Source organism: Spirulina sp. CCY15215 (genome assembly GCF_016888125.1).
Lineage (GTDB): Bacteria > Cyanobacteriota > Cyanobacteriia > Cyanobacteriales > Spirulinaceae > CCY15215.
The window spans coordinates 13,033-35,061 of record NZ_JACSWA010000404.1; the positions used below are offsets into that span (position 1 = coordinate 13,033).

Annotated in this window: 20 protein-coding genes; 6 read left to right on the forward strand and 14 right to left on the reverse strand. The window is 42.9% G+C overall.

The window, feature by feature from the left end; translation table 11 throughout:
• The first annotated feature begins 120 nt into the window (after positions 1 to 120).
• The 3 genes from JUI58_RS11500 to JUI58_RS11510 all read left to right on the forward strand — a co-directional run bounded on the left by JUI58_RS11500 (position 121) and on the right by JUI58_RS11510 (position 6,156).
• A complete protein-coding gene (locus JUI58_RS11500) occupies positions 121 to 3,513 on the forward strand; it encodes an OmpA family protein (RefSeq protein ID WP_204103928.1) in 3,393 nt (1,130 codons plus the stop codon).
• Positions 3,514 to 3,549: 36 nt separating this feature from the next.
• Positions 3,550 to 4,089 (forward strand): Rab family GTPase, encoded by a 540-nt coding sequence (locus JUI58_RS11505; protein ID WP_204103929.1) that lies wholly within the window; start codon positions 3,550 to 3,552, stop codon positions 4,087 to 4,089.
• A gap of 63 nt (positions 4,090 to 4,152) precedes the next feature.
• Positions 4,153 to 6,156: an adenylate/guanylate cyclase domain-containing protein gene (locus tag JUI58_RS11510; protein WP_204103930.1), complete on the forward strand. Its 2,004-nt coding sequence runs from the start codon at positions 4,153 to 4,155 to the stop codon at positions 6,154 to 6,156.
• Positions 6,157 to 6,212: 56 nt separating this feature from the next.
• Here JUI58_RS11510 and rsmA read toward each other — a convergent pair whose 3' ends face one another.
• Positions 6,213 to 7,037 carry a 16S rRNA (adenine(1518)-N(6)/adenine(1519)-N(6))-dimethyltransferase RsmA gene (gene rsmA / locus JUI58_RS11515; RefSeq protein ID WP_204103931.1) on the reverse strand — a complete coding sequence of 275 codons (825 nt, stop codon included), beginning with the start codon at positions 7,035 to 7,037 and terminating at the stop codon, positions 6,213 to 6,215.
• 110 nt (positions 7,038 to 7,147) lie between these two features.
• Positions 7,148 to 7,453 (reverse strand): TMEM14 family protein, encoded by a 306-nt coding sequence (locus JUI58_RS11520; RefSeq protein WP_204103932.1) that lies wholly within the window; start codon positions 7,451 to 7,453, stop codon positions 7,148 to 7,150.
• 217 nt (positions 7,454 to 7,670) lie between these two features.
• Between JUI58_RS11520 and JUI58_RS11525 the strand changes: the two genes are divergently transcribed.
• On the forward strand, positions 7,671 to 7,871 hold the full coding sequence (locus JUI58_RS11525) for a hypothetical protein (RefSeq protein WP_204103933.1): 201 nt from the start codon (positions 7,671 to 7,673) through the stop codon (positions 7,869 to 7,871).
• 3 nt (positions 7,872 to 7,874) lie between these two features.
• Here the strand turns inward: JUI58_RS11525 and JUI58_RS11530 are convergent, their stop codons facing one another.
• From JUI58_RS11530 to ftsH3, 5 genes are all read right to left on the reverse strand, one after another.
• Positions 7,875 to 8,741: a Uma2 family endonuclease gene (locus JUI58_RS11530; protein ID WP_204103934.1), complete on the reverse strand. Its 867-nt coding sequence runs from the start codon at positions 8,739 to 8,741 to the stop codon at positions 7,875 to 7,877.
• Positions 8,742 to 8,745: 4 nt separating this feature from the next.
• Positions 8,746 to 9,258 (reverse strand): cofactor assembly of complex C subunit B, encoded by a 513-nt coding sequence (locus JUI58_RS11535; protein ID WP_204103935.1) that lies wholly within the window; start codon positions 9,256 to 9,258, stop codon positions 8,746 to 8,748.
• A gap of 55 nt (positions 9,259 to 9,313) precedes the next feature.
• Positions 9,314 to 10,153, reverse strand: coding sequence for a M28 family peptidase (locus JUI58_RS11540; RefSeq protein WP_204103936.1), 840 nt, complete (start codon positions 10,151 to 10,153; stop codon positions 9,314 to 9,316).
• Between the two features lie 72 nt (positions 10,154 to 10,225).
• Complete coding sequence (gene ribE, locus JUI58_RS11545) at positions 10,226 to 10,915, reverse strand: riboflavin synthase (protein WP_204103937.1); 690 nt, start codon at positions 10,913 to 10,915, stop codon at positions 10,226 to 10,228.
• Positions 10,916 to 11,029: 114 nt separating this feature from the next.
• Positions 11,030 to 12,889, reverse strand: coding sequence for an ATP-dependent zinc metalloprotease FtsH3 (gene ftsH3 / locus JUI58_RS11550; protein WP_204103938.1), 1,860 nt, complete (start codon positions 12,887 to 12,889; stop codon positions 11,030 to 11,032).
• A 287-nt stretch (positions 12,890 to 13,176) separates the two neighbouring features.
• Here ftsH3 and JUI58_RS11555 point away from each other — a divergent pair, with 287 nt between their 5' ends.
• Positions 13,177 to 13,617 carry a type II toxin-antitoxin system antitoxin SocA domain-containing protein gene (locus JUI58_RS11555; protein ID WP_204103939.1) on the forward strand — a complete coding sequence of 147 codons (441 nt, stop codon included), beginning with the start codon at positions 13,177 to 13,179 and terminating at the stop codon, positions 13,615 to 13,617.
• A gap of 276 nt (positions 13,618 to 13,893) precedes the next feature.
• Here JUI58_RS11555 and JUI58_RS11560 read toward each other — a convergent pair whose 3' ends face one another.
• Together JUI58_RS11560 and gltX are read right to left on the reverse strand one after the other, a co-directional pair.
• Positions 13,894 to 14,574, reverse strand: a complete 681-nt coding sequence (locus JUI58_RS11560) for a response regulator transcription factor (protein ID WP_204103940.1) — start codon at positions 14,572 to 14,574, stop codon at positions 13,894 to 13,896.
• Between the two features lie 67 nt (positions 14,575 to 14,641).
• Positions 14,642 to 16,087 carry a glutamate--tRNA ligase gene (gene gltX, locus JUI58_RS11565; RefSeq protein ID WP_204103941.1) on the reverse strand — a complete coding sequence of 482 codons (1,446 nt, stop codon included), beginning with the start codon at positions 16,085 to 16,087 and terminating at the stop codon, positions 14,642 to 14,644.
• 77 nt (positions 16,088 to 16,164) lie between these two features.
• On the opposite strand from gltX, the gene nadC reads away from it, so the two are divergent.
• On the forward strand, positions 16,165 to 17,028 hold the full coding sequence (gene nadC / locus JUI58_RS11570) for a carboxylating nicotinate-nucleotide diphosphorylase (protein ID WP_204103942.1): 864 nt from the start codon (positions 16,165 to 16,167) through the stop codon (positions 17,026 to 17,028).
• Between the two features lie 7 nt (positions 17,029 to 17,035).
• Here nadC and JUI58_RS11575 read toward each other — a convergent pair whose 3' ends face one another.
• The 5 genes from JUI58_RS11575 to JUI58_RS11595 all read right to left on the reverse strand — a co-directional run bounded on the left by JUI58_RS11575 (position 17,036) and on the right by JUI58_RS11595 (position 21,905).
• Positions 17,036 to 18,778, reverse strand: coding sequence for an adenylate/guanylate cyclase domain-containing protein (locus JUI58_RS11575; protein WP_204103943.1), 1,743 nt, complete (start codon positions 18,776 to 18,778; stop codon positions 17,036 to 17,038).
• A gap of 149 nt (positions 18,779 to 18,927) precedes the next feature.
• Complete coding sequence (locus JUI58_RS11580; RefSeq protein ID WP_204103944.1) at positions 18,928 to 20,094, reverse strand: ABC transporter substrate-binding protein; 1,167 nt, start codon at positions 20,092 to 20,094, stop codon at positions 18,928 to 18,930.
• Between the two features lie 29 nt (positions 20,095 to 20,123).
• On the reverse strand, positions 20,124 to 21,290 hold the full coding sequence (locus tag JUI58_RS11585) for an ABC transporter substrate-binding protein (RefSeq protein ID WP_204103945.1): 1,167 nt from the start codon (positions 21,288 to 21,290) through the stop codon (positions 20,124 to 20,126).
• A 173-nt stretch (positions 21,291 to 21,463) separates the two neighbouring features.
• Positions 21,464 to 21,685 carry a type II toxin-antitoxin system HicA family toxin gene (locus JUI58_RS11590; RefSeq protein ID WP_204103946.1) on the reverse strand — a complete coding sequence of 74 codons (222 nt, stop codon included), beginning with the start codon at positions 21,683 to 21,685 and terminating at the stop codon, positions 21,464 to 21,466.
• Complete coding sequence (locus JUI58_RS11595) at positions 21,678 to 21,905, reverse strand: type II toxin-antitoxin system HicB family antitoxin (protein ID WP_204103947.1); 228 nt, start codon at positions 21,903 to 21,905, stop codon at positions 21,678 to 21,680. The genes JUI58_RS11590 and JUI58_RS11595 overlap by 8 nt, the downstream gene beginning before the upstream one ends.
• Positions 21,906 to 22,029 lie beyond the last annotated feature (124 nt).

Below are 22,029 nucleotides of genomic sequence, written 5' to 3' on the forward strand. Positions count from 1 at the left end.
CGAGAGGCAATGCTTGGGGATTTTTGATCGTCAATTTCCAATTCATTCTTTACTGATGATTGAGAATTGAATTACTATTGGTGCTATGGGGTTGAATCCTCGGGATGCGGATAGCGGCTTATGATGTTTAAACAAAATTCAACTTCAGGAAACTCAAATGGGAACGGGGCAGATCGGCCTCGGGGTTCGGGTGATGCAGAAAAACGCACTCAGGCATGGGATGCTTTATTGGATTTCTGGGCAGAACCGGATCGTGAAGAATTAACAGAAAAATCAACGGAAGAACCTCTCGAACCCAAGAAAACTCGAGGAAATGACCTAAAAAATGACCGGTTAGAAACCTCAGAAGGTAAGAGTTCTGACCTCGCGCAACCCAATTTAGATTCAGAACTAGATCCAGAAGGATTAACACTTGGATTAACATTTGACGATCTCGAACAGTTATTGGGTCAAACTCCGCAAGATTCGCCTCAATTTGACTCCCTCTTGTCTGGCGATCGCCTCCCCGAAGACTCTGAAGAAGATATCTCTCCCCCCATTTCAACCTGGGCGCAGAAAATCACCAAATTTCAGCCTTCTCCCTCCGATCGTACCGAAACTCCCTCTTTCTATGATGATGATTGGCCATCTTTAGTAGATACAGAACTGGATACAGAACTGGATACAAAACTGGATACAAAACTAGATACAAAACTAGATACAAAACTAGATACAAAACTGGATACAAAACTGGATACAGAACTGGATACAGAACTGGATACAAAACTGGATACAAAACTGGATACAGAACTGGATACAGAACTGGATACAGAAAATCTCCCCGCTCTATTCGAGAGTTTAATTGAACCTGCCGTATCCCCAAGCCAAACCCCCCAGATTGAAACCCCTTCTCTGGTAGAGGAAATAGAAGAGAGTCAAACTATAGCACCGCCAGTCTCTTCCTCCCTCGAACCTCAGAAAACTCCTCCAGGAAAACAAAACAGCGCAACCGAACCTGTAAAACTGGATAATCCTCCTATGGTGCATTCTACAACCAATCCCTCTGACACAAATCCCGCCCCGGATATGCCCGTGTCGGCTCTGAGTTCATCTTCTCCTGAGAAAGTCACCCCTCAAACAAACGAAAAATCAGAAAAATCAGCCGATCGAAAAAACCCTCCCCCCCCTCCCTCACGACAATCTAAGGGCGATCGCCAACGTCAAAATGGTTCAGGTGGAAGGAAAACTAAACCAAAAACCTCATCTCCAGCAAGTTCTGGTCTCTTTAAACCTCGTGGTGAAGAACTCGACGATCCCCTCAAAGATTTGCGAGATTTTCTCCTGACGGAATCTCCTAAGTTAGAAGCACCGAAAATACCCGAAGAAGAAGAAATCGATATTCCCAATCTCATTACTTTTGAAAATTCTCTCAAACGACTGCACGAACTCGAACAGTCTGCTCCAACAACAGCCAAACCCCAAAAAGCTCAAACTCAGCCCAAAGCTCAAACTCAGCCTAAAGCTCAAACTCAGCCTAAAGCTCAAACTCCACCTAAATCTCAAACTCAGCCTAAAGCTCAAACCCAACTTTCCAAAACAAAAATCGATCTCAAACCGATGTTAGGAGAGTTAGAGACTGCTGCTAAATCTTTAAGCGAAGAAGAGATGATGCGGCTACACGGCACCATTGAGGAGTTAGAAGACAAATTATCTGCCCTCGAGGATCGGGTTGACGAACCCACGGAAGTGATTAATCCTCTCGTTCCCCTCATGGTACAACTCCTCAAAATGAAAGTGGGAGTGTCCCAAGAAGCAGTCATGGAAGTGATGATACCTATCATTGATGAGGTTATTCAGAAGCGCACTCAACAAAATCGCGGTGCAATGAGTGCGGCGATCGCAGACCTCATTCCCGAGGCGATCGCCAAAGAAATTCAAAAATCTCCTCAAGAAATCGCTAAAGCCTTGGGGCCAGAAATGGCCTCTGCGATTTGCGAACAAATCAAAGTCGATAAAGATGCCATCTCCGCAGCCATCGGACCGGAAATGGGACGAGCGATCAAACAACAAATCGAAGTTGAAAAAGATGCAATGGTAGACGCACTCTATCCCGTCATCGGCTCTACCGTCTCGAAATATATGGTGGAGGTGGTTTCAGCGATCAATGAAAAAGTCGAAACTACTTTAAGTCCCGAAGGCGTGATTCGCAAAATTCGCGCCAAACTGCAAGGAGTATCCGAAGCAGAATTAATCCTGCAAGAATCCATGCCCGTCACAGTACAGGCAATTTTCCTGATTCACAAAGCCTCGGGACTGGTCATCTCAGAAATTCAACCCGCCTTAGAACAGCGTCTCGAGTCGAATATGTTAGCAGGAATGCTCACCGCCATTCGTAGTTTTGTCAATGACTGTATTGCCCAATCTGGGGAAATTGCCGAGCTTAACGAGATTGAATATGGAGATTCTCGCATTATTTTAGAAGTAGCAGGATATTGCTATCTCGCCGTCGCCGTGAAAGGAGATCCACCCCAACCTTTCGTCAAGCATCTGCGTCGAACCCTCGGCCAAATCGTCCAAAAACACGGGCGGGAAATGGAAGAATTTGAAGGAGATTCTGAAACCGTTCCCACAGCTATTCCCGCGCTATTAGAGAAAATAATTCCCCCTCCCCCATCAGAAAAGAAATCATCTCCCACTGCATTACTGAGCTTATTGGGAGCAATTGTTCTTCTCGTCATTCTACCTTGGGGCTATTTTCAAGTGCGCGGTTATCTCAACCAGCGCATGGAAACGCGCATTGAAGATGCCTTAGTGGATTTAGAAGCGTCGTCTTATACCGAACTAGAACCTATAGTTCGCGGTAAAAAAGTAACCCTAACGGGTCGCGTTCCTTCGATGGAGATTAAAAATAATGCAATGACAATGGTACAGGGAATTAATCCCAAACTGGAAGTTGACAATCAAATTGCAGTGGTTCAGGTTCCTCCAGATCCCGCTTGGGTTGCGACTTCGATTGAGTTAGTCACTTCTCTGCTTAACCGCGAGCGCGATATTGATATTACTGCCGCATATTCTCCAGGGAAGGTAATCTTGCGGGGAGGTGTCGCCAAACTGGAAGATTACAGTACGATTATTAATGCTTTTCAAAAGCTACCCGGTATTGATACCGTAGATCGCTCCCAATTACTCCCAGAAGTCTTGCAAAAGCGCCTTTATTTTGAAGAGGCTTCTTCCCGATTGACATCCGAGGAAATATCTAGTACACTTGTTCCCATTCAAAGGTTTCTCAACGAATACCCCGAACTGCGTTTAAAGATTATTGGTCATGCGGATCCGACGGGACAATCGGAAAATAATCAGGTGCTTTCTTCAGAACGGGCGATCGCGGTACGACGAGAGTTAGAGCGTCGCGGCATCGGTGCCGAACGCTTGGAGGCCATTAGCGTCCCGGAGGCTCCCCCGGATGTAGCTGCCGAACAACCGTTAAAATGGAGTCGCTGCGTTCGCTTTGAATTGGCGTTCTCAGACGAATAATTACAATTTCTTTAAGGATTTTTGGTAGAGTAGTTTATGGGTAAAATTTCCAAGAAAATTTGTCTGATTGGGGATTTCAGTGTAGGAAAAACCAGTCTAATTCGTCGATTTGTGGATGATCAATTTAGTGACGAATATTTATCTACCGTGGGAGTAAAATTATCTCGCAAAGTCGTCAATCTGAAACAGGGAGAAAAAGAAGAAGAAAAACTCGTTGAACTTTTGATTTGGGACATTGAGGGGCAAACGCAGTTTAAATCAATCGCCCCGGCTTATCTTCAGGGTGCAAAGGGTGCAATTATTGTTGCCGATGTCAAGCGTCAAGAAACGATGGAGCATTTACGGGATCATCTGGATTTATTTTTTAAAATAAATCCCAAAGGATGGGTTATTATTGCTTTGAATAAATCAGATTTGATTAGTGAAGAGAAAGTCTTGCAACTTTCTCACTCAAACAATCAATTTCAAGCTGATTATCCCCAAGTCATTGCCACTTATGCAACTTCGGCAAAAACAGGAAAAGACGTAAATGACCTTTTTCACGAATTGGCGGCGAGTATGCTTGTTGCTGTCTAATTTATTTGTTCGTTATTATTCGTTATTCGCTTCCTGAGAATTGGTAACGGATAATTTAATCCCATGCACAATATCATTATTCCCCATCACATTCATTATCTGGTTCTCGATCCAGATTTAGCAATTATTGCGCGATCGCAGGGCGTTCAACAATTTGTTGATAAATCTGATTTCATTGAAATGGGACAAGACATTCGGGAAGGGTTTCCGGAACTATTTGGCTGTGAGGAGATTTTAGCAGAAATTTTAGCAGGAGAACGAGAAGATTTTGCCCTACAAGGGATTACTCGCCAAGGCGATCGCAAAACAAATTTATATATTGATTTGTATTTTCAGCATTATGGACAAATCGAGAATAAAAAGAATTTATTGATTTTGTTTGTTGAAGATGTCACCGAGAAAATGACTCTAGAACAAACTTTAGTTCAATCGACTAATGAAACGAAGTTACTCAATTTAGCGCTGACGGCTTCGCGCAATTATATTAATCGCATCGTTACTTCTATCGCTGATGCTTTAATTGTCACTGATACCCAGCAAATTATTAAAACTGTTAATGAAGCAACAGAACGATTATTTGGGTATGCAAAAAATGATTTAATTGAGAAACATCTTTCTTTGTTAGTTGAAGAAGGCGATCGCATTTTTTACCCATTACAAGAAACCATTGCACGAGAAGGAGGATTAACCTGTAATATTGAGGTGAGTTGTCGGACTAAAACCGATTCTAAGATTGATGTTGCTTTTTCTTGTTCCCTGATTCAAGTTGGATCGGAAGCGCAAGATTTAACTTTAACGCCGGAAATTGTTTATATTGGGCGCGATATTACCGAACGCAAACGCACTCAGCAACGACTAACGGCTCAATATGCGATCGCTAATATTTTATCTGAATCTTCTTCTCTTGAAACCGATACTCAACGCATTTTAAAGGCGATCGGAGAGATTTTGGGTTGGGATGTGGGAGAGTTATGGCAACCCATACCAGAAGAAGGCCATAAAACCATTACTGCTAATTTTACGACAACAGCCCCTCTCGATCACACCGAATTATCGCCCCATTCGGGTTTGCGTCGTATGGATTTATGGACGAACCCCGAGGCTATTGTGACTGAGTTTATTAATATTACAGGAATAGTGATTTTACAAGCAGGAACTGGTTTAGCGGGACGAGTTTGGGAGAGGGGATATCCTCAATGGATTGCCGATCTCAGTGGCGATACAGACTTTGGTTTGAATTCTTCCGCAGCGCGATCGGGACTGCGATCGGCGTTTGCATTTCCCATTCAAAGCGGCAATGAAATGTTAGGAGTAATGAGTTTTTTCGGTCGAGAAAAGTTACCTCCCGATGAGAATTTACTGCAAATGATGGCGGCAATGGGGAATCAATTAGGTCAATTTGTCAAGCGCAAACAAGCCGAAGCAGCCTTACAAAAACAACAGGAAAAAAGTGAAAATTTGCTCTTAAATATTCTGCCCAAATCCATTGCCGATCGCCTCAAAGAAGATCAAACAATTGCCGATAGTTTTGATGCAGTAACGGTATTGTTTGCCGATTTGGTCGGATTTACGGAGATGTCAGCACACTTATCGCCTATTGAAGTGGTAGAACAATTAAATGGAATTTTTTCTGAATTCGATCGCTTGACCGAAAAGTATAAATTAGAAAAAATTAAAACTATCGGCGATGCTTATATGGTGGTAGGAGGATTACCAGAAGTTCGGATCGATCATGCAGAAACTATCGCAGATATGGCGTTGGAAATGCAGGCCGCGGTCGCTCGAATTAATACGAAAACCCAACAAAATTTTGCCATTCGTGTTGGCATCAATACGGGGTCGGTGGTAGCGGGAGTTATTGGTACTAAGAAGTTTATTTACGATCTGTGGGGAGATACGGTAAATACTGCCAGTCGCATGGAATCTCATGGACAACCTGGACACATTCAAGTTACAGAAAATACTTACAAAATTTTGCGCGATCGCTATGAATTTGAGGAACGGGGTTTGATTCCGGTTAAGGGAAAAGGAGAGATGAGAACTTTTTGGTTAGTGGGAAAAAAATAATTTCAATGGATTTATCTTTTTGAGATGCACTCTTCTTTTTAACTCTCTCATCTATATTACAAGGCTTCAATAGAAGTGATGCGATCGCTGAGTTCAATCCATTTTTCGACACTAATATCTTCCCCCCGAGATTGAGGATCGAGGTTTAATTCTTCCAGTAGAAGAGAAAGGCGATCGGGTTCAATCAAACTTTTTAAATTATTGCGTAACATTTTCCGCTTATTAGCAAATCCCAATTTAACTAACATGGCTAAATGACGGGGATCGCGAACCTTTTTTTCTCTTAAGTAGGGTCGCAAGCGAACAACGGCTGAATTGACCTTGGGAGGGGGATAGAAGGCTGTTGCAGGGACATCACAGATTAATTCACAGTTCGCTAAATATTGGACTCGCACGGATAATGCCCCAAAATTTTTAGAATTGGGTTTGGCACAAAGGCGATCGCAGATTTCTTTTTGTACGAGTAAAACAATAGAATCGTAAGATTGCCTAACGGGTTGGACAATTGTTCCTAAAAGTATTTTTAAGATCGGACCTGTGATATTATAAGGAATATTAGCAACAACTTTATTGGGATTTTGGAATTTGGGAAAGTTGGCTAATGTTGCATCGAGATCGAGTTCTAAAATATCTCCTTGTAGCAACATAAAATTCTCTTTCTCTCCCAATTTTTTAACCAAATGCTTACACAAATCCCGATCGACTTCTACGGAAACTAAAGCATTCGTTTCCGCTAAAAGACGACGAGTGAGAATACCTGTACCGGGTCCAATTTCCAAAATGCGATCGCCTTCCTTTATTTCTGCTGCTTTGACAATTTTTTCTAAGACAACTTCCGATCGCAACCAATGTTGAGCAAAACTTTTTCTCGGTCTAATCATACTTAAAAAATATATAAAAATAGCAAATAAGGTGCAAGAAAATAGGGCGAAAACAAACAGGGCGCAAGCAAACAGGGCGCAAGCATTGCGCCCCTACGGATGATTGTATTTTATCCTAGAATCATTAAAGCCAAAGCGGGAACTCCTAAACCGATCATTAAACTGGCAGGCATCATTTTACGAGTTTTAGCTAAACGAACGATAAAGGTGACAATTAGAATTGCGGTAATGGCGATCGCTACTGTCAAACCCCAGATTTGTCCCTGTAAAGACAACAATCCCGCAATGAGTAACAAAAGACCGCTCCCACAGCCGGAGATAAGAGAGATTTTGCTTTGGGCGCGAATATAGCCCATAATTCCCCCCCCGATCGCAATAATCCCGTAAACAATTGCAGCAATAATTCCCAAACTCATAACGCCTAAGCTCCCAAAATCTTTTTTCAGACCCTCATTCTAGAAGGTGCAACGGGGTTAAGAGGCATAATCTTGATGAAATGTTGCATTTGAGGTGACGGCGATCGGATATTGATGCGATCGCATTCACAAGCAACCTCATGGCGAGATCGCTGTCTTTTTAGCGAAATGCAAGCATCTTAGAGAGTGTCGGGAGTCCATTTGTGTTTTTAATCTTATGCCAACTCAAACTTTAAGTTCCCAAGATCAAATCCATCGAGTCATCGGAGAGATTCTCGCTTCCCGCAAGATTACCCGCGAAGATCAAAATTTACTTATGTCTTTATTGTTTGATGGCGTTTTAGGTGATACTCATCAAGGAGAAGTAAATCGCATTTATGAAGCTGTGAGTCATGGATTAATCCGCGTTATTGATTAAAATTTAGATTAAATCATTGGCATTAATTCCTAGGGCTTCGAGTTGTTCTGGAGAAAGCGATCGCAGCTTTTCCACTAGCTTGAGGCGTTTTTGCCGTTCTTGTTCTTTTTCCGAACGTTCTTGTTCTTTTTCCGAACGTTCTCGTTCTTTTTCTAGACGTTCTCGTTCCTTTTCTAAGCGTTCTTGTTGTGCTAATTCTTGACCGATTGGCAATAAGTTTCCATCTACATCCCACCACCGCAACCATTGTTGGGATTGGTTTTGATAGATTCCTTCCCAAACTCCTAACTCAACCTGCATGGGAATGATGGCATAATGGCCGCGATCGCCGGGGGTCATGGGTTCGTAGCGATCGCCAACCAGTTGATACATTTCTAATTCTCCCGTTGTCACGATAAAAATGCCGTAATAGGCAATTCGCATGATTTGTTCGTAGACCCAAAATTTACCGGGTTTGATGAGATCGCCTTCTGAAGAACGAGATAAGGGAGTGCGATCGCGTTCCTCGGAACCATCTCCCGAAGCAAATTCAAGCACAATGGTAGGACTAATATGTTCTCGCCAAATAACATAAGAGCGTCTAATTTGTCCGTCAAGATTAGGGGGAACATTAGGGACATAGAACCAATCGGGGGCTTCCGCACCGCGTTCGGGGGGTTCGGTTTCTCGCCAATAAATGCCGCAATCTTGACCGATGCAATACTGTCCGTCGGGATGTAGTTGTTGCAAAATAGAACTGAGAGAATCTGTCAGCAATAAACTTTGGGGATGTTCTTGAAAATTCTTCACAAATGTTCCATCCTCATCGGGAAGTTGGGTATGGTCGGGAAAAGGAGTCAGAGGTTCGGTTTTAGATACAGTTTGAACCATTGGTTTATTGGGTTGCAAAAGGAAAAGTACGTTTGAGTTGGATTAATTCATCGCGATGACCTCGCACCAAAATTCGATTTTTATTGGTTGCTTCTGTTTCTATTTTAATCAAAACTTGTTCGACTCGTCCTGCACCTTTCCAATAAAAATAGCCAGCTAATGGTGCAATAATCACTAAACCAATAAAGAAATTACCGATCGCCGGAAATAAATAAGCAAAAACCAAAGCTAAGGAGAGTAAACCGATCGCCGCTAAAACCGAGAGGAAAATTGCTAAAAACCAACTTGGACGCACAAACCCTTCAAATGTTAAGCGATCGCTTTCTGATGCGGTGACTTTATAAGCGCGGCGATCGAAATATGTTTGTAATTTTTCTAATAAAGATTCTCGTGTTTCTTCCGTGAATAGTTGGATTTCTTCGATTCGTTCTTTAACGGAAGCACGAATAAAGAAAAATAAACCGATCGCCAAAAGCAATGTTAGAAAGAAAGTTGAAGATAATACAGCAGTGTTCATGGATAATCAATAATCAATAAATTTACATTTTTGAGATGTACCCCGCGAATCCTTGTTAAAGCGATCGCAGCCAATCAACTAAACCTCGTAAAACAGCAGTTAATTTATCCAGATTCAATGTTTCGAGGCGATCGCTAGGCTGATGATAATGAGGATTGCGAAAATTACTCGTATCTGTCACCATTATACCTCGATATCCCGCATCCCAAAAAGGTGCATGGTCGCTACGACGAGTATCGGGAAGGATATATCCCCTAAAAGGAACGGGTAGCCACTGACAGGATATCTCGTTTTTGAGGAAATTGCGATGCAAAGAAATCAGATCGGGAATTGTTCTTAAACTGCCCAATAGTGCAATAAAATCGCCGCGATCGGGGTAAAAGTATTTTAGTCCTGGAGGATACTGTTGAGAGTTAGGAGTTGTATCAAAATAGCCTAGCATTTCTAGAGCAATTGCTAAGTATAAAGGCTCTTTTTTCTGACGCAATTTCTGGGCATAATTTCGGCTTCCGTGTAAGCCAAATTCTTCAAGATCGAAAGCAACTAATTGTAAGGGATAGTCGCAAGGATCGGTGGCAAGAATACGCGCTAATTCTAATAAAACGGCAACACCTGTTGCATTATCATCGGCACCAGAAGAATTGGGAACAGTATCGTAATGAGCGCCAATTAAAATGCTAGGTTTGTTGTTAGGATTTCGAGAGGGAAGTTTGAGGACAAGATTTTGATGAGTGCGACCATTAAATTGAAAGCGATCGCGTTCTACTGTTCCCCATTGTTGCAATTTTTGGTAGATATATTCACGAACATAAAAATGCCCTACGGATGCGAAAAAAGGATCGCGATCGCGAATAATTTCCAGTAAGTGTTCCTTCAATCGGGTTTTATCATCCATATTCAAAATATTTTCAATACTTGAACAAACTCAGTGAATCGCTATCAATTATCAACTATCAACTATCAACTATCAAGCATATCCATGTTGAGCCAAAAATGCTAAATCAACATCTTGCGATCGCGTTTCTTCAGGAGTAGAATAGCCCAATAATTTTTCCACATATTTTCCTAAAATATCTCCCTCTAAGTTAACCCAATCTCCAGGTTGAAGAGAGGAGAGATTGGTTTCGGTGTAGGTATGAGGAATAACAGCAACGGTAAACCAATTCCCCGCGCGATCGCAGTCGGCGATCGTTAAACTAATCCCATTAACTGCAATACTCCCTTTAGAAACAATATAGCGGGCAATGTGGCGCGACCACTGGGCAGCCAAAGAAGGCACCGGGACAAACTTCATTTCCCAAGCGCGATCGCTTTGCACCGACTCGAGTAAACAGCCCAGGCCATCTACATGACCCGTAACAAAATGCCCACCAATTTTACCTCCGGCACGAAGTGAGGTTTCTAGATTAACAGAACTTGATATTTCACTTTTTATTCCCAAGCTAGTGCGCTGTAAAGTTTCCGGAGAAGCCGTTGCGATAAATCCTCGGGGGGAAATTTCCTCAACCGTTAAACAAACCCCATCAACAGCAACACTATCGCCAATTTCTAAATCTAGGAGAATTCCTGTCGAATTTTCTTTTTCAACAGAAATAGTAAATCGATCTCTACCTTGAGGCTGAATTTTGCCCAATCCTTGAATTAATCCAGTAAACACAGTTTTTACAATGAAAAATTAGGGGTTTGGGGACTAGGTTTGGAGACCAAACCCCTACTCAATAATGAGAGGTTTGGAGACCAAACCCCTACTCAATAATGAGGGATAAAAACGTTATACAAAAGCAGCCATTTTGATGTCATTTGTATTCAAGAGTTCTTGCAATTCTTCGGCATCAACAGTTTCTTTTTCGACTAACATTTCTGCTAGGCGATCGAGAATAGTGCGATTTTCTGTTAATACTTGCGTAGCGCGGGAATAGGCAACATCAACTAACTTGCGGACTTCCTCATCAATGAGGGCTGCCGTTTCGTCAGAGAAATCGCGATCGCTGGCAATTTCCCGACCGAGGAAAACGTTACTATTCTGGCGACCCAAGGCCACAGGACCGAGAACATCGCTCATACCGAAGCGGGTAATCATCTGACGGGCAACCCGTGCCACCTGTTGCAGGTCATTAGAAGCACCCGTAGTGACTTCTTCTTCCCCAAAGATAATTTCTTCCGCGACGCGACCCCCAAGGGCAACAGCCATTTGATTTTGCAGGTAAGAACGAGAGTATAAGCCAGAATCCATGCGTTCTTCGCTAGGAGTGAACCAAGTCAGACCTCCAGCGCGACCCCGAGGAATAATGCTAATTTTCTGCACGGGGTCGTAGTCCGGCATCAGTGCGCCGACTAAAGCGTGACCCGATTCGTGGTAAGCCACCAATTGTTTGCGCTTCTCACTCATTACCCGGTCTTTTTTCTCAGGACCTGCCAAGACGCGATCGATCGCATCGTTGATTTCATCCATTGAGATTTCCGTCAAATTGCGCCGTGCTGCTAAAATTGCAGCTTCATTTAACAAGTTAGACAGATCGGCACCGGTAAAACCTGGAGTCCGACGCGCAATTTTTTCGAGGTCCATGTCCTTGGCTAGGGTTTTGCCTCGGGCGTGAACTTGGAGAATTTCCCGACGACCGGCATAGTCGGGGCGATCAACCACAACTTGGCGATCGAAGCGACCAGGACGCAACAGGGCGGCATCCAGCACATCGGGGCGGTTGGTGGCGGCAATAATAATAATTCCGGTATTGCCTTCAAACCCGTCCATTTCTGTGAGTAACTGGTTCAGGGTTTGTTCTCGTTCGTCGTTACCTCCCCCTAAACCTGCGCCGCGACTGCGACCGACGGCATCAATTTCATCGATGAAGACAATACAGGGGGCGTTAGCTTTGGCTTGCTCAAAAAGGTCGCGTACCCGAGAAGCACCGACACCGACAAACATTTCTACGAATTCGGAACCAGAAATGCTAAAGAAAGGAACGCCAGCTTCTCCTGCAACGGCTTTGGCCAAGAGGGTTTTACCCGTTCCTGGAGGTCCGACTAAAAGAACGCCTTTGGGAATTTTGGCTCCAATAGCGGTAAAGCGATCGGCGTTTTTGAGGAAGTCTACGACTTCAGCGAGTTCTAATTTAGCTTGTTCGATACCGGCTACATCGCCAAAGGTGACTTGGGTTTGAGGCTCCATTTGTACCCGCGCTTTTGATTTGCCAAAGTTCATCGCTTGGGAACCCGGACCGCTAGAAGCGCGACGTAACAGGAAAAATAAACCGATTAATAATAAGGCTGGGACGAAGAGACTGCTAAGAATGCGAAACCAAAAGCCGTCATCTTTTGGGGGTTGAACGGCAATATCAACGTTATGTTCCGTTAAAATCTGAATCAGTTGGGGATCGTTGGGAAGGTTGACGATCGCCTGAGTGCCGTTGACATCATCGGGATCGGTGACGAGGGCTTGGGTGCGATCGGCGCTGAGTTTAATGCGATCGATGCGATCGCTTTGCACGGCTTGGATGAGTTGGCTATATTTCCAAGTTTTGCGACTTTCCCCTGGACTCTCTAATAGGGCAGACCCCAAGGCAAGGACGACAATCACCAAAAGAACGTACAGTCCTGCATTGCGCCATTTTTTATTTTTGTTGTTGCTCACGCGGTGGAACTCCTATCGTAACGGTATAAGGGTGGATATATTTAGATGGCTGGCTTCACTGGCTGGAAGCGAGGAGGCGCTTGTTGACAGATTTATTATTTTGCGTTTGTCATGTCACTATATTAACTAATGTTAACCTTTCTCAGGACGTTTTGCGATCGCGCGATGGGAAAAGGCGATCGTCTTGCCTACCACAGTTGAGAATTGTTCGATATTTGAGGAATTCCTGCCTATTGGAGAAGCGAGGTAAAATATAGGTATTGACGAGAATGAGGAGGTTAGCCGTTATGGTGAGTGCGCGAGATGTAGCCGAATACTTTTTAGCTTTGGCCGATAACGATAATGGTAGTTCTGGAGAGCTAATCTCTAACTTAAAATTACAGAAGTTATTGTATTATGCTCAAGGGCTATATTTAGCACTTTTCGATCGCCCTCTGTTTCCGGAGCAAATTGAGTCTTGGATTCATGGACCTGTAGTTCCAGAAATTTATTATTACTATAAACAGTATGGCTCTGGAAGTTTGCCTTTTCCAGAAAATTTTGATTATTCCAAATTTGATGATGAGACAAAAGAAGTCTTGGAAGAAGTGTATGAAGTTTACGGACAATTTTCAGCTTGGAAATTGCGAAATCTTGCCCACAATGAACCACCGTCGAAAAATACATCTCCGGGTTCTGAAATTCCCCTTGACTCCTTGAAAGAGCATTTTAAAACTCAATTGGTATAATGGTTGGATATCGTGACGGTGAAGTGTTTCATATAATCTGGCTCGATCGCGATTTTAGCGTATACAAACATGAATAAATAATAATCGACTTGCAAGAATATTCTCTTAGCATTTTAGAGCGATCGCGCTATCCTAGAATTAAATTACTTTCCTCGTTTAGTTATGAATGCCAAAAATCTCCGCATTATCTGGATTCTTTGGATTCTTTTCGTGGCGATCGCCTTTATTGTCGGATTAACCGTTTTTGCGCGTTTTGCTCCTCCTCTAACTTAAGACCTAAGATTGTTCTCTCACTACATAGCCAACGCCTCGCACAGTTTGAATGAGACGCGATTCTCCTTCGGCTTCAAGTTTCAAGCGCAAATAACGAACATAAACTTCAATTATATTAGAATCTCCCATAAAGTCATAACCCCAAACTCGTTCGAGAATCTGATCTCTTGTGAGGACTTGACGAGGATGAGCAAGTAAATACTCTAATAAATCGAACTCTTTTGCCGTTAATTCAATGCGTCGGCTACCGCGAAAAACCTCTCGACTGCTGCGATTAAGTTTTAAATCTGAGAATTGCAGAAGATTGGTTTCTTGTTCTTTGGTGCGACGTAAAGCCGCACGCACTCTTGCGAGAAGTTCTTCGATACTAAAAGGCTTGACTATATAATCATCTGCCCCAGCATCTAACCCTTTAACGCGATCGTTGACCTCATCTTTTGCAGTTAGTAAAATAATAGGAACTTTATCCCCCGTGGTCCGCAAGCGTTGGCAAATCTCTATCCCCGGAATGCCAGGTAACATCCAATCGAGGATAATGAGATCGGGTTGGCTTTCTCGTGCAGTAGACAAACCCGATAACCCATCATTAGCCACCGTTACTTCATAACCCTCATATTTGAGTTCTAACTCGATGAATTGGGCAAGTTTAGCCTCATCTTCAACCACTAAAATTCGAGTAGACATTTTGTTTTTTGGTTGTTATTGTTTGGTTGTTAGAATCCTCTCAAGCATTACTATCAACTATCAACTATCAACTATCAACTGTCGATTGTAACCTGGTTTTGTCCCAGCCGCGACGATGGAGGAGTACCCAGGATTGAATGAGGTCGGGACCTTGTAATTCTCCTGTTAAACCAGCGCGTAGAGACTTCATGACAAATCCTTTTTTGACTTTTTTCTCCTTAGTAACTTGTTGGATAATTGCCTTGGCATCTTCCGAGGTCATTTCGGGATAGTCGGCGATCGCCGTCAGAATTGCTGCAAAAATTTCTTTGACTCCTTCTTGTTCGATTTGTGCTTGGCCTTTGTCATCAAAAATGATAGAATCTCCAAATAAGAGACGACTTTCTGCAACAGCATCAGATAAGCGAGTTAAGCTGGGGGCAATAATTCCAGTTAATTCGATTAGCCATGAGCGATCGCCTTCAGAATTGAATTCATACCCTGCATTTTGCCAGTAAGGAATTAATAAATCGACCAATATTTCCGGAGACATCTTATGCAGATATTGGCTATTAATCCAGTCTAATTTATCCCAATCAAATTTTGCCCCCGCTTTATTGACCCGATCCAGAGTGAAGAGTTTTGCAGCTTCCTCTAAGGTAAAGATTTCTTGAGTAGAATCCGGAGCCGTCCACCCCAATAACATCATATAATTGGCGATCGCCTCGGGGACAAAGCCCATATTTTTAAAATCATCTAGGGACGTAACCCCATCCCGTTTGGAAAGTTTACGCCCTTCTGTGTTCAAAATGAGGGGAGAGTGAGCAAATTCAGGAATTTCTCCTCCTAATGCTTCATAAAGTAAGATTTGTTTGGCAGTATTGGCGATGTGATCTTCCCCTCGAATCACATGGGTTATTTTCATCTCCATATCGTCTACAACCACGGCCAAATTATAGAGAGGCTGTCCGAAAGGTTCGTCTCCCTCTGGAGTCCTTGCAACCACCATATCCCCCCCCAGATCGCTTCCTTTCCAGGACATCTTTCCCCGTATTTTATCCTGCCAAAAGATTTGGCGATCGCCGTCGATGATAAAGCGAATCACAGGTTTGCGTCCTTCTGTCTCGTAGGTTTCCCGTTGTTCTGGGGTAAGGTTGCGATGGCGATTATCATAGCCGGGAGCCTCATTTCTGGCTTTTTGTGCTTCCCGCATCTGCTCGAGTTCCTCTGGGGTACAGTAACAGCGATAAGCCAACCCCTTATCTAACAACGTTTGTACCGCTTGACGATAGAGATCGAGACGCTGAGATTGGAAAAAGGGTCCCTCGTCCCAATTGAGTCCCAGCCATTCTAAACCCTTGAGAATATTGTCAGTGTATTCGTCCCGCGATCGCGAAATATCGGTATCTTCTACTCGAATGATAAACTTTCCCCCCTGATGACGGGCATATAACCAATTAAACACGGCAGTTCTGGCTGTACCGATGTGTAAGTTTCCTGTGGGACTTGGGGCGATCCGAACTCTAACTGTCACGCTGTTACCTTCTAATCTTCAACTATAATTATCAACGATTGATGAGCAATCTAGTTTTTTAATCAAAATTAATAGAGATGAAGACCTCCACGGCTGTTTTGCCACCATTTTTGCTACTCGATCGCCTGCTAGAAAACTGGCTCTTGGAAGATATTGGACGCGGCGATCGCACAACTGGGGGGCTTGTTATCTCGAATTCCCAGATTTTCCAAGCGCATTGGATTGCCAAAGAAGCAGGTATTATTGCCGGGTTGCCAATTGCGGCAAGGGTTTTCCAATTGCTCGATCGGGAAGTAAAATTTGTGGCCACGGTTGCCGAAGGTCAATGGTGCGATCGCGGAGGAGTTATCGCTGAAATGCAAGGCTCTCTTGATGCTTTACTGATGGGAGAGCGAGTGGCCATCAATTTAGCCATGCGACTGAGCGGAATTGCCACTCTGACGAGTCGATACGTGGCTCAGATTGCAGATTTACCCCCTCAATTGGTGGATACGCGCAAGACAACCCCTGGATTGCGGTTGCTGGAAAAGTACGCCACTCGAGTCGGAGGAGCAGGGAATCAACGTATGGGTTTAGATGATGGGGTACTCATTAAAGATAATCATATTGCCTTAGCAGGAGGTATTGGTAAAGCGATCGAGCAAATTCGCGATCGCATTCCTTATACCCTGACTATTGAAGTAGAGACAGAAAACCTCGATCAGGTTGCCGAAGCGTTGGCGTATCAAGCCGATATTATCATGCTCGATAATATGCCTCCAGAAATGATGCGAGAGGCTGTACAAATTATTCGAGAGAAATGCGATCGCACTAAAATTGAAGCCTCGGGTAACATAACTTTAGACAATATCCGAATCGTAGCGGAAACTGGTGTGGATTATATTTCCAGCAGCGCACCAATTACGCGATCGACCTGGCTAGATCTGAGTCAGAAGTTTTAACTGAGTTTTATTTTGTTGAATCTGTGGCTAATTTCTTTTCTAATAAGAGATAAGCCTGCATTTTTCCCTTACCTTTAACATCGATCGCGCCACGTTCGGTAAAAAGAAATTTATCTTGCAAACGATGGTAAATTTCTTCAGTGACTTGAATGCACCCTGGAATGCCTTGAGATTCCATCCGAGAAGCAATATTAACGGTATCCCCCCATAAATCATAACTAAAGCGTTTCAAGCCAATTACCCCCCCAACCACGGGACCTGTATGAATCCCTACCCGTAACACGAAAGAGCGCTCACTTTCTAGCCCGATCAGCTTAATTTCTCGCTGCATCGCTAAGGCCATATCGGCGATCGCCTCAACGCGATCTTCTTTGGGGGTAGGAATGCCTCCTACTACCATATAAGAATCACCAATGGTCTTAATTTTTTCCAATCCGTATTGTTCTGCTAACTCATCAAACGCGGAAAAAATCTCGTTAAGCAAGCTCACTAATTCCCCAGGTGGAATTTGAGAGGCAAGAGCGGTAAACCCAACTAAATCGGCAAAAAGCACCGTCGCATCGGCAAAACTTTCCGCGATCGTCCCCTGTCCTGCTTTTAACTGTTTTGCCACTCGTTCGGGTAGGATATTCAGGAGCAAATCTTCCGATTTTTTCTGCTCATTCTCCAATTGCAAAATTTTTCGCTGCATTCTGGCGGTCATTTGATTAAAACAAGTGGCTAATTTGCCCACTTCGTCTTCTGTTAAAACCGGTGCAGTAAGGGATAAATCCCCTTGAGAGACTTTGACGGCAACATCGGCGATCGCCAAAATGGGGGCAGTAATTTGTTTGGCCAAAACAAAGACGATCGCGATTAACACAACCGCTAAAACTAATCCAGACAGTACGATCGTCCACACCAGTCGCCGTGCGGGGGCAAAGGCTTCCCATTGCTGAATCTCCACTAATAACCCTAACTCTCGCTCCTCCATCCAACGATAAACACCAATAGCGGGAATATCTGCATAGTTGCGATACAAATTTTTCCCATCTTCTCCCTGTAAGGCGCGATCGATGCCTTGAGAGTGAACGCCTTTGGGGTATTCCTTGCGTCCGAAACGATCTGCCGAAACAAATAAATTAAAGCGATCGACTAAGTAAGATTCGCCACTTTCTCCCAACCCCGTGCGCTCAAAAATGATACTGTCCATTTTTTCGAGATTTAACTGAGCGGCTAAAACTCCTACTTTTGTACCTTGACTATCCTGAAGGGGTGTCGCAATGGTCATGGTGGGTTTTCCTGTTGCGGAGGAGGGATAAACATTTTGTACAAATGTTTGTTGACGGCCTTCAGTAAAATAGCGATCTTTAACTCTATATTGTCCTTCGCGATCGCGATCGGTGGACACTAAAATCTGACCGCCAATATCGCTTAAAATAAACAGTTCTAAAAACTCGGGTTGGGTGGCACGAATAGAGTCTAAATACTCCCGTAAGCTATCATAAACCGCCTCTTGGTCTACCAATTCCGGTTCGAGCAATTTCCCAGCGCGATCGCGGATTTCCGGGACGCGAGCGAGGGAAACGACGGCATCGCGCTGGTTATCCACCCATAAATTTAAGGCTTCTTCTTTTAAAGTGGCCGTAACTTCCAAGCGCTCAAAAACTAATTTTTCAATTTCGGCTCTCCCACGAATAAAAGCGATCGCCCCTGAACTGGAAACTGTGACCAGTGACAGGAGAGAAAAGGCACTAATTAGCCTTGACATGAGGCTTTGTTTCCAAAAATTCATAAAATCGGCCTTTGTGCTTTCTCGTGAAACTTTCCAAATTATAGTCTTGAAAATTCGCGATAGTGGAATTGTGAGGGTCAAGTTTGTAGGATAAGCAATATGCGATCGCCTAATTTAAGCACTATTTAAGGAATGCTGTCGGGTTCTATAATTTTGTAAACCGTAGCTTGACCTTCTTTAAACTGCATCATCAAAATACTTCGCTGAGGATCGCCATTATCGGGATAAAACATTTTTCCACTTACGCCATGATAGTGTTTAGTATTTGCTAATCCTTGACGAATTGATTCAGAATCTATCTTTCCTTGGGATTCAATCGCTTGAAAAAGTAAACCCATTGCATCATAAGTTAAAGCTGCAACTGTTCGTGGTATTTCCCCATAAGCAAGGCGATAATCTTGAATAAATTGCTGTGTTTTGACATCTTCTAATTCTGGACTCCATAAATCTGTAAAAAATGCTCCTTCTAAATGCAGGCGATCGCGGGCAGGTAAAGATGACCAAGCCTCGCAACCCAATAATTCAATCTGGATACCCATCTCTTGAATTTGTTCGATCTGCCGAGAAACTTCAGTGGTATAATTGGGTAAAAATAAAACTTTTGCGGGGCTATTACGAATGCGATCGAGTTGAGCCGTAAAATCCGTTTCATTGGTCGTAAACGATTCAAAGGCAACGATTTCTCCACCGATTTTCTCAAATTCCTGTTGAAAAAATTCTGCCAATCCCCGATTGTATTCACTGGCAATATCATACAAGACGGCGGCTTTTTTAAAGTTTAATTCGTGATGAGCCCAACGCGCGATCGTTTTTCCAACAAAGTCATCAGTATAAACAACTCGAAAAACATATTTTTTCCCAGCAGTTGTTTCCGGATTACTCGACCAACTACTAATGGTAGGAATGTGTGATTCTTCCGCAATTTTGGCAACGGGAATGGCAATTCGACTCAAGGGTAATCCTACTAAAGCAACAACTTCATCGTGATAAATCAATTTACGAGCAGCCGCGATCGCCACATCGGGAAGATCGCGATCGTCTTCAATTAATAGTTTAACTTTTTGTTGGCGATCGCCGACTTTTAAGCCTCCAGTATCGTTAATTTCCTTAACAGCAAGTTCAGCCCCTCTGACTGAATCGCCTCCAGCTAGTTCAGAAACTTCTCCTGTTAAAGGTACAATCAAACCAATGGGAATTTCCGGCGTTTTTGTAGCAGGAGAGAAACAGGCAATCGGAAGAATAACCAAGAGAAATCCCGCGATCGCGAATGAGAAAAGTTTGCGCCACAACATAAGCGATTTAAACCGTAAAAAACAGTTAGTTAAGGATCGATTTGCTGATAAAATTCTAACTTATTATTCTTGATTTGTAAGATCGCCAAACTTTTCACCGGATCGCCACTTCCCTCGTAAGAAATACTTCCCGTTGCACCTTGGTAATTTTTCAGATGAGCCAGTCCCTCGCGAATGGATTCGGGATCGGCTTTTCCTTGTTTCTGGGCGATCTCTAAAATCAGATTAACGGCATCATAAGTTAAGGCAGCATGACTATTAACGGGTTCTTGATAAGTTTTATGGTATTCTTCAAGAAAGTGTTTATTTTCAGGATTGGGCAAATCCACCGTCCAAACTTCTGCCAGAAATGCACCTTCAAGGTCGGTATAACTTTCTTCTAATAAAGACCCCCAAGAATCACCACCAATTAAAGTAACATTTAAACCCAGTTCTTTAATTTGTTTCGCTTGTTTTGCGACCTCTTCTGCATAGTTGGGCAAAAAGATTAATTCTGCTTTACTTTCGCGAATTTTTGTTAAGAGAACTTGAAAGTCTTGAACATCTGTGGTATAATTCTCAAAAGCAACAACTTGCGCTCCTAAACCTTCAAATTCTTGTTTAAAAATAGTGGCTAAATCTCGACTATAATCGTTAGCAACATCATAAAGAACTGCTGCTTTAGTTATCTTTAAATCTTGTGCTGAAAAACGGGCGATCGCCTTTCCTTGGAGTGCATCGGTATAAATAACCCGAAAAACATATTCTTTATTTGCTGTCGTTTGGGGATTAGTTGATTTTGTACTAATCATGGGGATTTTAGCGCGTTCGGCGACTTCGGCAGCAGGAATAGCGCTACGACTGCGAGGGGGTCCAACAATAGCAATAACTTTTTCTTGATTAATTAATTCATTCGTAACCGCAGCCGCTTCATCGGGATTGTCGCGATCGTCTTTAATAATTAAAGAGACTTGATATTTTTTGCCGTCAATTTCTAAACCACCCTTTTCATTGATAGGTTGAATGGCTAATTTTGCGCCGCGTTCCGTAGGATTTCCAGTCGTTTCTGCGGCATCACCATTAAAAGGGGCAATTAAACCAATGCGAATTTCCGATGATTCTGGAACGGTTTGAGTGCAAGTTGCCAGTAGAATAACCACTAAGCAACTCAGAGAAATGAAGGCTAAGGATTTTTTGTATTTAAAGAAATTAAACATGAGTCTTTGTGATATGGCTTTGTCGCGCTCACGCGATCGCGCTGAGGACTAATTACAGCTTACTACATTAAATAAGAATTTATCTCGCACTCAAGAATTGTAACAAAGATATATCTACATAATTGCGATCGCCAAATCTAAAACAGATCAATAAATATCCGGTGTGGGTTAATTTAAACTTCAAATAAAGAACGAGGTAAGTCAGACTGTCGAATGATTGAGGCTAAAGTCCCAATTTTAACTTCTGAATAATTCGGGATAACAACCGAAATTGTCGCATTCTCAATTTGTTTCTGCATGATAATATGGCTTCCTTTTTGTCGAATTTCAACAAAGCCATTATTTTGTAAAATCTTGCAAATTTGCTTTGCCGATAAAACTCGTAGTTTACCCAACAGATACCTCTAAATTAGAGATCAAAATTTCATTTTTAAGGCGATTTTGAATTTCTGAAGGAGAAGCAATTTCAAGGAAAAGTTCTACTGCTTCAAGTAAGTTGGCTTTAGCTTGTTCGATAGTATCTCCTTGACTCGCAATATCTAATTCTGGGCAAAGAGAGACATATCCATTGTCTTCTCGTTCGAGGATAGCTGTAAATTGGTATTTTTTTGGCATTGCGATCGCTCCTTAGATTCTTTAAGTTTGACCCTCCCCGCTCTAAAGAGACGGGGATTCGGAAGCAGTCCAGTAATGGACTCTTACAGGCGTGGTCAAAACGCCGCTACTGACTCCTTTAAGA